The sequence below is a fragment of the Bacteroidota bacterium genome, assembly GCA_016718825.1.
GTDB lineage: Bacteria > Bacteroidota > Bacteroidia > J057 > JADKCL01 > JADKCL01.
This window is the reverse complement of the sequence record JADKCL010000065.1, coordinates 19376-32895: the sequence shown is the minus strand read 5'-3', so window position 1 is coordinate 32895 and position 13520 is coordinate 19376. Positions and strand designations below refer to the sequence as shown.

9 protein-coding genes and 1 tRNA gene are annotated in these 13520 nt (G+C 49.3%); 5 read left to right on the top strand and 5 right to left on the bottom strand.

Translation table 11 applies throughout. The features are described from left to right. Window positions 1–708 (top strand): rhomboid family intramembrane serine protease, encoded by a 708-nt coding sequence (locus IPN95_29180; GenBank protein MBK9453385.1) that lies wholly within the window; start codon window positions 1–3, stop codon window positions 706–708. Window positions 709–715: 7 nt separating this feature from the next. On the opposite strand, the gene IPN95_29175 is transcribed toward IPN95_29180, so the two are convergent. Both IPN95_29175 and IPN95_29170 read right to left on the bottom strand, forming a co-directional pair. Beyond that, window positions 716–1099 (bottom strand): hypothetical protein, encoded by a 384-nt coding sequence (locus IPN95_29175; GenBank protein MBK9453384.1) that lies wholly within the window; start codon window positions 1097–1099, stop codon window positions 716–718. A gap of 110 nt (window positions 1100–1209) precedes the next feature. Further along, a complete protein-coding gene (locus tag IPN95_29170) occupies window positions 1210–1998 on the bottom strand; it encodes a hypothetical protein (GenBank protein ID MBK9453383.1) in 789 nt (262 codons plus the stop codon). A 119-nt stretch (window positions 1999–2117) separates the two neighbouring features. Here IPN95_29170 and IPN95_29165 point away from each other — a divergent pair, with 119 nt between their 5' ends. Beyond that, entirely contained in the window at window positions 2118–2846 is a 729-nt protein-coding gene (locus IPN95_29165; GenBank protein MBK9453382.1) for an SIMPL domain-containing protein, read from the top strand. A gap of 371 nt (window positions 2847–3217) precedes the next feature. Here the strand turns inward: IPN95_29165 and IPN95_29160 are convergent. Continuing rightward, window positions 3218–3290 (bottom strand) — tRNA-Gly (locus tag IPN95_29160). Window positions 3291–3414: 124 nt separating this feature from the next. Beyond that, the gene (locus tag IPN95_29155) at window positions 3415–4002 is read right to left on the bottom strand and encodes a hypothetical protein (GenBank protein ID MBK9453381.1); all 588 of its coding nucleotides are present in this window, start codon (window positions 4000–4002) and stop codon (window positions 3415–3417) included. Window positions 4003–4188: 186 nt separating this feature from the next. On the opposite strand from IPN95_29155, the gene IPN95_29150 reads away from it, so the two are divergent. Then, entirely contained in the window at window positions 4189–6486 is a 2298-nt protein-coding gene (locus IPN95_29150; protein MBK9453380.1) for a M48 family metallopeptidase, read from the top strand. Further along, window positions 6483–7151 carry a hypothetical protein gene (locus IPN95_29145; protein ID MBK9453379.1) on the top strand — a complete coding sequence of 223 codons (669 nt, stop codon included), beginning with the start codon at window positions 6483–6485 and terminating at the stop codon, window positions 7149–7151. The genes IPN95_29150 and IPN95_29145 overlap by 4 nt, the downstream gene beginning before the upstream one ends. 4 nt (window positions 7152–7155) lie before the next feature. On the opposite strand, the gene IPN95_29140 is transcribed toward IPN95_29145, so the two are convergent. Next, the gene (locus tag IPN95_29140) at window positions 7156–7683 is read right to left on the bottom strand and encodes a DUF922 domain-containing protein (protein ID MBK9453378.1); all 528 of its coding nucleotides are present in this window, start codon (window positions 7681–7683) and stop codon (window positions 7156–7158) included. 245 nt (window positions 7684–7928) lie between these two features. Here IPN95_29140 and IPN95_29135 point away from each other — a divergent pair, with 245 nt between their 5' ends. Next, the gene (locus IPN95_29135) at window positions 7929–13505 is read left to right on the top strand and encodes a hypothetical protein (GenBank protein MBK9453377.1); all 5577 of its coding nucleotides are present in this window, start codon (window positions 7929–7931) and stop codon (window positions 13503–13505) included. Window positions 13506–13520 lie beyond the last annotated feature (15 nt).

Here is a 13520-nt window from a genome sequence, read left to right as displayed (position 1 = left end):
ATGAATCCCCTCGTTTCCAAAATCATCCACAGTCCAGTTGCCACCTTTCTCATGTTGGCAACGATCGCGACGAGCATTTCTGCGTTTCAGAATCAGTTTTTGAAGGAGAAGTTCATGCTGCGCCCGCATGCCTTCGTTCATCGGAAACAGTACTTCACGATCATCACAAGCGGCCTGATCCATGCGGATTGGACACACTTGATGATGAACATGTTCACGTTTTATTTTTTTGCCTTCAGCCTTGAGCATTACTTCGTGTACCTGCAATGCATGAAAATCGACGAAGTCGCGACGGAAAGCGCGCAGCGATTTTCGACGATATTGGGACATGCAAAGTTCTTCTTGATTTACTTCATTTCGATGATCGTTGCTGACTTCACGACAATCATCAAATACAAGGACATCCCCGGATATGCCTGCCTCGGCGCCTCGGGTGCCATTTCGGGATTGGTGATGAGCACGATTATCCTCGCGCCTGCGATGGGCAATTCCATTCGAATTTGGGGTATTTTGCCAGGATGGATGTTTGGTTTGCTGTATGTTGGCTACAGCTACTATGCTGCCAAGAAAATGCAAGACAACGTTGCGCACGAGGCGCACATGTGGGGTGCATTGGCAGGAATCGTTTTTACGTTCATCTTGATGCCTTCCCAAGCCTGGAAGTTCATCCTGATGATGCAGGAAACGTTGTATGGCTGGATGGGATAGGTCGACTTCAATCCGCTGAAAGCATCACCGGCTCGCAAGTTTCCTTGATTTCCCAGGTGAGTTGCTGTTTGTCTTGGTCGTAATCGTCTTTGCAGAAAGCCCTGGCGATGAATCGGGTGCTGTCTGCAAGTCCGACTTCGTAGACAAACTTAGAACCGTCCTCCATGTCTTCGTAGAAGCCGATCAGTTCTAAATCAGTGGTATAAGTTTTGTGATTTTGATGATATTTCTTTTCCAAATCACAGATATGGCTGAGCTGAACCTTCGCCTCGGCATGCATCCCGACGTACATTTGCTCGCTGATATTCCCAAATAGCATTTTTACAAAAACAAAAATGATGAGTCCAACGGCAACCGTGGCGATACCAATCCATATCCATTTTGAATCCATGTGGCGAAATTAGGGAATCTTCAGATCAGCGAAGCTAAACTTTGATTCGACAACGGCGATCTTGCTGTCAACACTGCGAAATTGCCATTCCATTGAAGGGGCAAAACGCCTCAAAACAAGACTTCAGTATTGGACAACGTCCGCTCCAAATGGCGCTTTGATCCCGCTTCAAACTGATGGCCTTTTAGATCGAGCACTTCGAGGTAGGTCATTTGTAGAAAAGTCGTTGGAATCTTCCTCAACTGTGTGGAACAAAGACGAAGTCGCTTCAAATGCTTCAATTTGAGCAGTTCCCCGCAATTGGCCACGATCGGATTGTTGCTCAGGTCCAATTCCTCCAATGCAGGGGCGAAGTTCAATTTTGGGACAAACGGAAATGCATTTCCAGCCAAGGAAAGCCATTTCAGGTTGGACAAAGGGGTAATCAAAATCCTCGGATATTCATGCCCGACGTAAACGTCACTGGTATATGTGTTGTAGGATAGGTCCAAGCTAATCAGGGATTGGGCAAATGGAGGCTTCCGCATCCATATATAGCCGATGTCGCAATCGTTGAGCTTGAGGTGCTCGACCGTATTAGAATTTACTTCCGTCCCGAGATCGCAATCCCCATAACTCCCCCAATACCAAAAGGCGTTGAAGGAGAGGTTGACGGTTTTGAGATGTTTGAATTGCCCGAAGTCAATGGCAACCATGTCGATGTAGTTGGAGCTCAGGTCGATCTCTTCGACATGCAAAAAAGGCTTCAATTCCTCGCCATACATCCCCCTTGCATATCCCCAGTTCATTCCCAGCCTGCTCAGATCGAGAATTTTGAGTGAATTGGCCTTCGGTGTAAGGTGTTTGAAACGATTCTGCAACCGTTCCGGCCAATCGTTATGTTTTAGTCCTGATTGCACTTAGCTTTGTCGCTTTCAAATTCAAGCCAAAAAATAAGACTTTTGTCGCATTTGCCAACATTCGAAGATTGCATCCGTACCCATCCGCAACAACGTTAAAATTCACTTTTTGATCTTTTATGAAACAGCATTTAAATTCTCTGATTATTGCCCTCACTGCGATTATCGTATGTGTAATTGCCACGCAGGCCTACAAAAACCGCAACAACAAAACGGAAACCATCAATGTCACAGGTCTCGGCAGCAAGGACTTCAAAAGCGATCTGATCGTCTGGAGTGCGAGCTTTGATGTCTCCAACCTTGACCTGAAGGCTGCCTCAACAACCTTGGATGCCCATCGCGAAATCGTGCGGAAGTTCATTGGCGACCAAGGCGTGGATTCCAAAGAACTGATCTTCTCGGCCGTGGACATGTCCAAGCAATTTCATACCTGGACAGACGACAAGGGCAATGAGCACTCCGAATTTCAAGGCTACCGTCTCAGCCAAAACGTTGAGGTCAGCAGCAAGGACGTCGAGAAAGTCGAAAAACTCTCCCGCGAAGTGACCCAACTCATCAACGAAGGCGTGGAAATCAGCTCCTATCCCCCTGCCTATTACTATACCAAACTGGCCGAACTCAAGATCGAAATGGTCGCGGCAGCAACCGAAGATGCCCGCACCCGCGCCGAAAAAATCGCAGAAAAGGCTGGATCCAGCCTCGGCAAATTGCAAAATGCACAAATGGGCGTTTTCCAGATTGTTGCCCAAAACAGCAACGACGACTACGGTTGGGGCGGCTCCTTTGATACTAGCTCCAAAATGAAAACCGCCAATATCACGATGAAGCTCGTGTTTGGGATTGACTGATTGGTCCTTTCAAAATTTCACCACCCGAAAAAAGGCAAGTCCAACGATTTGCCTTTTTTCATTTGACAGGCTATCCAATTGAGCCGCATTCAGGATCCTGAACCAATCTAAGGAATTCGCCTGCAACATTTTACCGAGAACTCCACAGGACCAGAAAAGGGTGGGCTGATGCAATTTTTGTGGTGGAATTGATCCCTCGGAGATTTTGAATACCACACGGACACTTTGCCCAGCACGGGAGGCAGTGTTTTCGGTTGTATAAGCAGGACGATCTGAAGGAAAAATCACGAAACCTCCAAATGGCGGAGATTGTCCAAAACGACGCGGGAAGTCAAAAAAAAGTCCCGCCAAGCCGGCAGGACCATTTTTTGAGCGAGAAACGAGACTCGAACTCGCGACCCTCAGCTTGGGAAGTTGATGCTCTACCAACTGAGCTATTCTCGCATCGTTGCGCTATTGGATTTCCAAATGGTCAACCGACAAACGGCATTACAATAAGGAAATTCCTTAAAAGCAATCAAAGATAGGCTAACGGGGCTGATTTGTCAAGGACTGCAAATCAAGTTTCTTATTCCTCTTCGCGCTCGAGGTCTTCGATGGATTCGCCGCGCGCGATGCGTCGCTGCTTTTCCGTGGAGCGTTTGTTGCGGATTTCAAGCCGCCGAAGTTCATTCGCGGCAGTTGCTTGATCCAAACGCGACTTAAGCGCCGGCCATTCGCTCATTTCCATTCGTTGAGCCCCAAACTTGATCAGCTCCTCTCCCACCCAATCGCTGACGACTTGACTTTCAAGCCTCAAGAAGCCGTAACCGCGCTCCTCAATGATCTTGCTCACACGTCCGTTTTTGTCATAAAGCACACGGAAATGCTGCTGATTCTCGTCAAACCAATCCTTCAAATCGGCCAACATCATCTCATCCGTGAATGGGCCGATCTGCTCGACTTCGATGTAACAGCCGTATTGAACCAGGTCACAGGCAAGCGATTCCGCCTTTCCAACGGTGGTGGGCAACAAGACGATCCGCTTTCCGATACTCAAATCCCGAATGTGCTGATTGGCTTCCTCAAGGTCACAGGGCATCGTCTCGCTCAGCACGAGTGCCAACTGCTTGAGGTAGTCTTTGGACCACATGGCGTTGAGTATGATTTTGAACATCGAATGCAAGTTAGGAAAATCTAGATACTGATTTCGATCAAGTCTAGGTCGATTCCTGGAGAGTTATTCACGGTAACCTTCGACATATCGACATCCGGATTTTCGGCAAATTCATATTTGAATCACTGAATCTTGGTATATTGCCCAATGATCAAAGCTCAAATTTGCCCAAGCGGGGACAGACAAATGCAGATCCCAAAAGCGGTCATCTTGGCTTTTGCCGTGGCGATCTTGACAATCTTCAGTCTGTGGGCAGACGTTCAAGCCCAGGACTTTGATCATTTCAAGCCCCTCCAAAGTACAGGTTCTATTCCGGAGGAACTCCGAACCGCATCCTCCAAAAAATATGCCCGAGACCTCGCCCAATTGGGTGATTCCGCACGGGGAAAGGCCGGCCGCGCACGCGACAATTTCCTCTTGCAAAGCAACTTTGCATTGGACGATCTGCTGTTGAGTGGCCGTGTGATTTTTAACGATCCCGTCTCCGAATACGTTTCTCGCGTCAAAAGCCTGATTCTGAGAAACAACCCCGAGCTCGACAAAAAGATCAGGATTTACATTGTCAAATCTCCCGTGGTGAATGCTTTTGCAACCAACAGCGGGATTTTGCTTGTGAACATGGGCCTGCTTGCACACCTGAAAAACGAGGCCGAACTCGCATTCATTCTTTGCCATGAAATCCAGCATTTTGTGCGCAAACATCCGATCAACAACTACGTCAAGGCCGAAGAGATCAAAAGCAATGCAAAGCTGCTCGGACTCAATACCGTCGAAGATTACATTGCAGCCCGCACCGGCTATTCGCGTAGACTCGAACTCGAAGCCGATGATCTTGGCTATCAACTGTATCGCACCTCTGGCTATTCCCTCTCGGCAGCGGATGGCGTATTTGACCTGCTGGAAAATGCCGAACGCCCCTTTGATGAAATCCCTTGGGATGACAGCTTTTTTGAATGGGAATTCATGCGCTTTCCTGCCGAATTCACCAAGTGGCCGCTGGAAGAAGTCGCCCGGGAAGAGGACGAAAACGATACCCTGAGCACACACCCGAGCATTGCAAAACGTAGGACGATCATCGCTGAGCAGGTCAAGGCTGAAAAGGAAGACGTTGGCGAGGTATTTATTGTCGGTCCAGAGGTCTTTTTGAATGTGCGCAAAATTTGCAGGTTTGAGCTCAGCGAACTCTACTTGGCACAACATGCCTTCGAGGAGGCGATTTACAACTCCTACCTGCTCCTGCAAGAAGAACCGGAGAGCCATTATCTGCGCAAAAACATCGCCCAGGCGATTTACGGACTTTGCGTATTCCACAATTCCAGAAAGTTCTGGAATACCCATATCGACGACGACGACGTGCCCGGCGAGATTCAGCAATTGCTCTATTTCACGGAATCCATGGATGGTGAGGCATTTACCATTTTTGCCTTGCATGAGGTTTGGAAAACCTATTTAAGGTATCCCGATGATGAAGAGCTGGATCGATTTTCCAAGGACCTGCTGAGACTTTTGTTCAAAAAGCACTATGATACAGCGGGTTGGCTGGAAACAGAACTGCCCAAAACCATGCCCGAGCCCATTGCCAAGGTAATTGCAGAAAAATTGGTCGCCATTGAAAACCGTGACTCCATCCTGATTCCCAAAAAGGAGGGAGATGAGGAACTGGACGACCACGAATTGGAGGTGAAGGAGCAAAACCAGCGCTACCGCAAGGAAAGAGCGGACAAAAACGAATACATGAAATGGGCGATCACCGACCTTTTCCAGAAAAATCTATTTGCCGATGCCTGGAATGAACGCGTGCGCGCTGGAAAAGTCGTTAAGAATGCGGAGGAGGATGAACCCGATGAATCTGAAATGAGGCTGGAAGGGGTAAGATTGGGGATCGACAAAATCGTCATGGTTCAGCCGATATACAAGGAAGTGGACTTGCGCAGCAAGATTCCCGTTCAATACCTGGCTTCGGAAGCCTCCATGCTGCGCTACAAATCGACAATCGCCGACATGGCCCAAAGAAATGGCATTTCCTTGACCTTTTTGGAAAATCGCAGCCTTGAGGAAGGTGATGTACAGACATTCAACGATGTGGCAACCATGGCCAATTGGTTCAACCACTATTTGAGCGAAGAGGATGCGGAGGTGGAAATCGAAAATTTTTCGCAAGGTGAGGTTCACGACCTTATCGAGCGCTACGGTACCAAGTACTTCGCTTGGAATGCACTGATCACGGTCACCACACGGTTGACTTCCACTCAGAAGGCAGCCTATATTCTGGTAGGACTCGTCTACCTGCCGGCGTTGCCGTTTCTGATCGTCAAAGTCGCCAAACCGATCAAAAAAACGATGTTTGTGACCTTGGTTTTTGATTTGGAGTCCTCCGAAGTGGTGATGGAAAACTATCGCATACTCAAGGCAAAAGACAAGCAGGGCATCACCAAGGCGACTTTGTACGATACATTCTACCAAATCAAACAAGATCCCAAATGAAACGATGGATTTGCCTGCTGCTACTGCTTGGTGTGATTCAATTTGCCTGGACCCAACCGGGCTATTTGGGGCGGAAAAATCTGATTCGCTATGACTGCTTTTTGATGCCTGCCAGCTTGCTTTACCTGCGCAATGCGGGAACTTTCAGGCTGAATAATTCGCATGAATTTGGTTATGAACGCATTGTGTCCCGGCGGCATGTGGTGGGAATCAATGCTGTCTACCTCAATCTCCCCAATCAATATGCCGAAAACAACGTGGTTCCCGATCCAGTGGGTTACATCACCCGGTTTTCAGGTGGTATCGGGATTCATGCAAAGTTGTATCCATTTTTACGCAAAGGTTGGCTCGCACCCTTGGGACCTTACCTTCGGCTGTCGATCAGTTTCAATCGCGAGGTATCTACTTGGCATTCCACCTCGGGTTTGTATGGTGACCGTCCGTGGGAGGCGCACTTCTACAATTCCTACAGTCTGGGATTCGGATATTCTGAAATCTTTTTTGAGCGAATGCTGGTCGATTTCGGGATGCGGTTCGCGGGTGCAGATTTAATGCATGCCGTCGCCGGGGGCGGCAACACGCCTGCCAGAGTCTATTATGTCGCTGAAGACATTCTCCAAAGTGAATTGATCAAATTACATCTCGGAGTTGGCTTCCTTTTCTGAGTTGTCAAGGTGCAGCAAATTTTGCCAATGCCTTGATTTCCTTTGCGATCATCAAATCCCAACGGGCTTGCTCCTCTTTGTCCTTGCTATGGCGGGTCTCTTCGTCGTATTGCAATTGTCTGGCATTCCAAGCATCGAGGATGGTTTGGCTTTGCGCCTTGACTTCCTCCGTGGACAATTTGCAGGCATCGGGCATGGAAGCGAAGTGTGAACGCATTTTCCGGGCATAAAGCTCCGTAATGTCAAAATGCAACTGTTCATGGGCCAACAAGTAAGGCGTAAAAACATCCTTTTTCCAAGACTTTGACTTGTCAAACTTGGCGATCGCGGTCATTTTGAAAGTGTTGTCCTCGCAGTCCCAACCCATGGAAATCTTGGCCCAAGTATAAGCTTTGGAAGATACTTCCTCATTTGCAGGACCCGTAAAGTCCTCCCAAGTCAGTTTGCGATCGGCCTCCCAAACGATGTATCGATCATCTCCTCCTGAAAGGAAAAGAAGGCAAAAAAGTAAGGCAAGAAGTGATTTCACCATACAACAAAAATACAAATGAATTGACAATCAAGGAAATGATACACACCTCAAAAGTTACAGGAAACCGCTGAAAAAATATTTAACATTTTTTAGAACACAATTCCAACCTCTCCGTATGAGCAAACAAGGTTTTTCCTGCAAAGGGAAAATCCCAATTCAAAATATTTCCTTTTTCGAATCATTCCCGCCGTCTGCGGGCGATGAATCTTTTGCTGCGATGTCAACCCATTCGTCATACTTCTTCTATGTGGAACCGTTACCCGCTTTTGCCTTTCGCATTCATAGCCGTTTTGATGGTCGGCTGCACCAAAACCTACACCGTCAAGGTCTTTCCCAAGGGCGAGGTTGAGGTCGCTTCGGCCCTCAATTTTGAATTTGAAGATTCGCTTGCACCCGTCGATTCGATTGGAAAATGGTCTTCAACGGCCTATATGAAATTTGATCCGCCGATCAAAGGTTCATTTCGCTGGAAAAAACGCAACCTGTTGACCTTTTTTCCGGAGAATGGAAAACTGCCGGCATCCACCAAAATCGTCGCAAGCCCCAATCCAGCGTTGTTTTTTGGCGAGGAAGCCAAGATCAGTCCGGAAATCATCGAATTCAACACGCCCTTTTTTGCGCCGGAGCGCCTTTGGCTTTCGTGGTCAGACAATGTCAGCAGCACACAACGTCAACCGATCAACATTCACCTTGAATTCAATTATCCCGTGGACCCCGAGGAGTTGCGCAAACACCTTGAAGTTTACCGTGGTGACACCAAGGTGGAATCCCTGTCGATTTACGCTTACTATGCCACCACCGAGTTTGAAATTCTCGCCGATATGCAGCCTTTTGGGCCCGGCGCGCAACCGATTGAGGTTCGTTTGAAACCGGGATTGATGGCGTCGACCCTGGGACATAGCCCCTTGACGGAAACGGCCACCTTGCGGGATACGCTTTTGCCGGTTGCCGAAGTGGAAATCATCAGCGTGCGGGAAGACTTTGACGGCGGCAAATACCACGTGCGGATTGACGGCAACCAGGGCTTGGAAGCGAACTCCATTGCACCATTTATCGCCATTGTCCCGGACATGCCGTTTCAGGTCACCAACCAAAACGACGAAATCATCCTCGAAGCCGACTTCAAACCGGGGACGAGCTACCAAATCGGCTTTCGACAAGGTTTGCCAGGCACTGCCGGCGGCCTTCTGCTCAAGGACTACACATCTGAAATTCACGTTCCAAGCCTGAAGCCGTTTCTCAGGTTTGCAGATGACAAAGGCCACTTCATGATGCGCAATGGTTACGAAAACCTGAACGTCAAGACCACCAACCTTTCCAAATTCACCGTCGAATTGTATGAAATCTATGAAAACAACCTCGTTCATTTTCTCGGCTCCAACCCCAGCAACTTCCGAACCTGGAGCTATTATGACACTGAAAATCAATACTTCTACGGCGACGATTATGGCTATTTGAGCATCGAAGAGTACGGCGCATTGATTCACACTGACACGATTACTGTCCCCGATGCGGTGCGCAATGAGATTGCAGACATCCCCATCAAGCTCAAAAAACAGTTCCAGAACAAATTCAAGGGAATCTTTGCAGTTCAGATTCGAAGTGTCGAGGGAGAAGGTTGGCACGATGACTACAAAATCGTCTCTCTTTCCGACATCGGATTGATCGCCAAATGGAACGACGATGACTTGCTGGTATTTGCCAATTACCTCTCGACGGCAAGGCCCGCTGCGGGCGCAAAAATCAGCTTGATTTCCAGTACCAATCAAGCCTTTCTCACCGGCGTCGCCGATGCCCAGGGTGTGGTGAAATTCTCAAAAATCGGAGGCAAATGGGACGAAAGCCGCACATTTAAACCGAAACTGATCACCGCCCAGATCGGCAATGACCTTCAATTCCTCGACTTGGACCGTTCAGAAATCGATCAAGACCGTTTTGACCTCGAGGGAAAGTCGCGCAGCACCTATGACATTTTCTGTTACAGTGACCGCGACCTGTATCGCCCCGGAGATACGCTTCATTTCAGCGCCATCGTGCGCAATTGGGACTTCGGAACACCCAAAAATCTGCCCGTCACCATCAAGGTTCATGGCCCGGAAGGCGGATTGTTGCATGAAATGCAGAAGTCGACCAATGAAGACGGAGCGATTGAAATCAACCATCCGATCGATTTTGGTGTAAGGACTGGAAGCTACCGCATCGATGTAGTCGCCGGTGTCGAGGACTACTATGGCCAATATACCTTTTCAGTCGAAGAATTTGTCCCCGACAAGATCAAAGTCACGATCGGTTCCGACAAAACAAGCGTTAGACCCGGCGATACGCTTCAATTCCCGTTAGAGGCCAATTATTACTTCGGATCCGCCTGCGCGGAACATGATTACGGCACAATTTTCAAACTACGCTACGTCGATTTCCGGTCAGCAAGGTATCCCGACTTTGACTTTGCGCAACGCAGCGACGACAATCAGGAATCTGAATGGTCCCATGTCGATGGAAAACTGGATCAATGGGGCCGAGATACCCTTGAATACATCGTTCCGACAGAACTCAAGGGTACTGGAATTGCGTCAGGGCTTGCCCAAGCCACGGTATTTGACAATACCGGCCACAGTGTCATTGCCCAAAAGTCATTCTCCGTCGCTACACGCGACAATTTTCTGGGTATCAAGGAACATGGGCAGTATTTCAACATCAATGACAGCTATCGGCTGGACTTCGTGCCCATGACCTACAACGACCAAATTGCAAAGGGCCTCAAAATGGAGGTAAAACTGGTGCACTTCGAATGGAAACGTTCCATGCGCAAGGATACCAAAGGGTTTTATTATGTCAGTGAAAACGAAGCCATTGTTCTGAAAAATGACACCATCACGCAGGGTGCTGACATCAACCGGTATGCCCACCGAATTTCCAAAGCGGGCAATTATGAACTCACCATCACGATGCTGGATGCCAGCGGAAGCCAACGCAGGCAATTCAGTGCTTATGGAAAGTCCGTCGCGACGGAATCCTCGTTTGGGGTGAACCGCGAAGGCACGGTGGCCATCAAATTTGACAAACCCGCATACAAAGTCGGCGAAAAGGCGCGCATTTTGCTCACAGCCCCATTTTCCGGACGAATGCTCGTCACCCTCGAACGTGACAAAGTAAATGAATACCGCTACATCGACATTGAAAACAATTCGGCGGAGGTGGTCTTCCCCATCAAGGACGTGCATGCACCGAACGTTTTCGTGACAGCGACACTTTTCCGTCCGCAAAAGGGCAAAGGGCAGTTGCCCATGACCGTTGCCCACGGGTACGGGGTCATCAAAGTCGACAATCCCAGCCGGATTTTGCCTGTAAAAATCACCGCGCCCGGGATCATCAAACCCGGCGGCATGCAGTCGATTACCGTTCAAACTTCGGCGAAAGCGGGCGTAAAAATGACCGTTGCGGTGGTGGATGAGGGCATTTTGGCGATCAGTGGGTTTCGCACACCCAACGCGTATGCCCACATGTATGCGCCGCGCGCGCTCACGGTGCAGGGCTATGACATGTATGAATTCCTGCTGCCGGAGGTACCCAATATGGGGATGGCGACCGGCGGTAGCGACGGCGGTGATTGGAGTTCTTATGGCCAACTGAATCCCATCAAAGCCAAAAGATACAAACCGTTTGCGTGGTGGAGCGGGATCCAAAACACCAACAGCTCGGGGCGTCTCACGTTCAAAGTTCCGATTCCAGAGGATTTTAATGGTCGGGCACGGGTCATGGTGATGGTGTATGACGGCATGCAATTCGGGTCCGGAGACAAGCCTATGATCATCCGCGACGATTTGATTTTGATGGCTGCGATTCCACGCTTTTTCACCGCCGGGGATTCGTTGCAAATGCCTATCAATCTGATGAATCTCACGGAAAATGCAGGAAAGGTAAAAGTCAAATTGACCGTAGAGGGGCCGCTGGAAATCGATGGCGGAAATGAAAAACAAGTCGAAATTAGCGCCACAGGAAATGCGGAAACAGACTTCGGAATTCGGGCCATTGCTGCCGGGCCCGCCGCGATATTGCTGGAAACAGAAGGCCTTGAAAAGCTGCGGCAACGCGTCGAAATCGCAGTTCGCCCCCCAACACCCCTTGAAACACGTGCCGGTAGCGGCGTGATCGAGGCTGGAAGTCAAGCGACCATTTCGATTCCGGGTGGTTACGAACCTCAAATGCAGCGTACGCTCCTCACTTTCAGCAGCTTTCCAGCGTTGGAATTCGCAGATCAGCTTGACTATCTCCTCAATTACCCACACGGATGCGTCGAGCAAACAGTTTCGAGCGTCTTTCCGCAGCTTTACTTTGGAGACCTTGCCGAATTGGTTGCGCCTGAAAAATATGCCCAATCCAATGCCGTGCACAACGTGCGGGAGGGTGTCAAGAAACTCGAAGCCATGCAACTCTACGACGGCGGATTTTCCTATTGGCCCAACGGGGCGCAGTATGAGAACAAATGGGGCAGTGTTTATGCAACGCATTTCCTCCTCGAAGCCGAGAAGGCGGGATTTGCCGTGCAGAAAGTTGTCCTTGATCGCGCCATCTCGCATTTAAAAAGCATCACCACCGACAAAACCACATTCCAGCACAGATTCAACCGCAACGGTGCTTGGATCTCGGAAGAAAAGGCAAGTCAGGAACTCATTTACGCCTTGTATGTCCTTTCCCTGGCCGGCCAACCCGACGTTGCGCTGATGAACTACTACAAAAGCCGCCCAAACGGACTCTGCCAAGACAGCCGTTACCTGCTTGCAGGAGCATTTGCCATGAAAAAGGACATGGATAGCTTTGAAGACTTGCTGCCGAATGGAGGCGTTCCCGACCTGCCCGAAAAAATGACCGGAGGTAGCTTTGACTCGCCGCTGCGGTCGACAGCGATCATGCTCAACGCCCTTGTCGATGCAGATCCAAGCAACCCACGCGTTCCCATGCTGCTCAATTACCTCAAGGTGCACCGCAAGGAGCTCAACAATACCCAAGAAAAAGCATGGGCATTTCTGGCCTTGGGCAAAATCGCGAAGGGAAGCAAACTCGACAATATCACCGTCAAGGCCATGCTGGGAGCGGAATCTTTGCTGACGTTTACCGGGGAAAACAATCGCCACCTTGGCACCAATTTGAGCGGAAAAACCATCGCGCTGAGTGCAATAGGGAGTGGGAAAGCCTATTACTATTGGAAAATTGAAGGCATCAAAAAAGGTGCAACCGTCAAGATTGCGGATCGTGACGAAGGTTTGCGCGTCCGGAGAGAATGGTACGATACCGATGGCCGACGCATTCAAAATCCGATTTTCAACCAAGGCGAATTGGTCGTCTGCCGCGTGAAGATTCGCAGTACCAATACCGTGGAAAACGTCGCCATTTGCGACATGATCCCCGCCGGATTTGAAGTTGAAAACACCAGACTCAACGATGCAGACTACTCATGGATCAAAAACGCCTCGCCCAACGACTACGACAACCACGATTTGCGCGATGATCGCGTGAATGTTTTCACCCATCTTCAGGCTGGCCAAGACCGCGAATTCAACTATTTGGTGCGCGCGGTCAATCTTGGCAGGTACATGATGCCTCCGATCAGCGCCGAGGCGATGTATGATCCGACGATTTGCAGCTACCATAGCGGAGCCATCGTGCGGGTGGTTGCAAGAGATGCCTCCATTCCCGGTCGCACCCCAATTGCCAGGGACAGCCTCAAATCCGGAAATGCCTGGGGATCAGAAACTTTTGCGGCAACGGGCCAAAGAGTTTCTACTTGGGACAAATTCATGCTGAAAGTGAAAAGTGAAAAGTGAAAAATTGGGCATTGG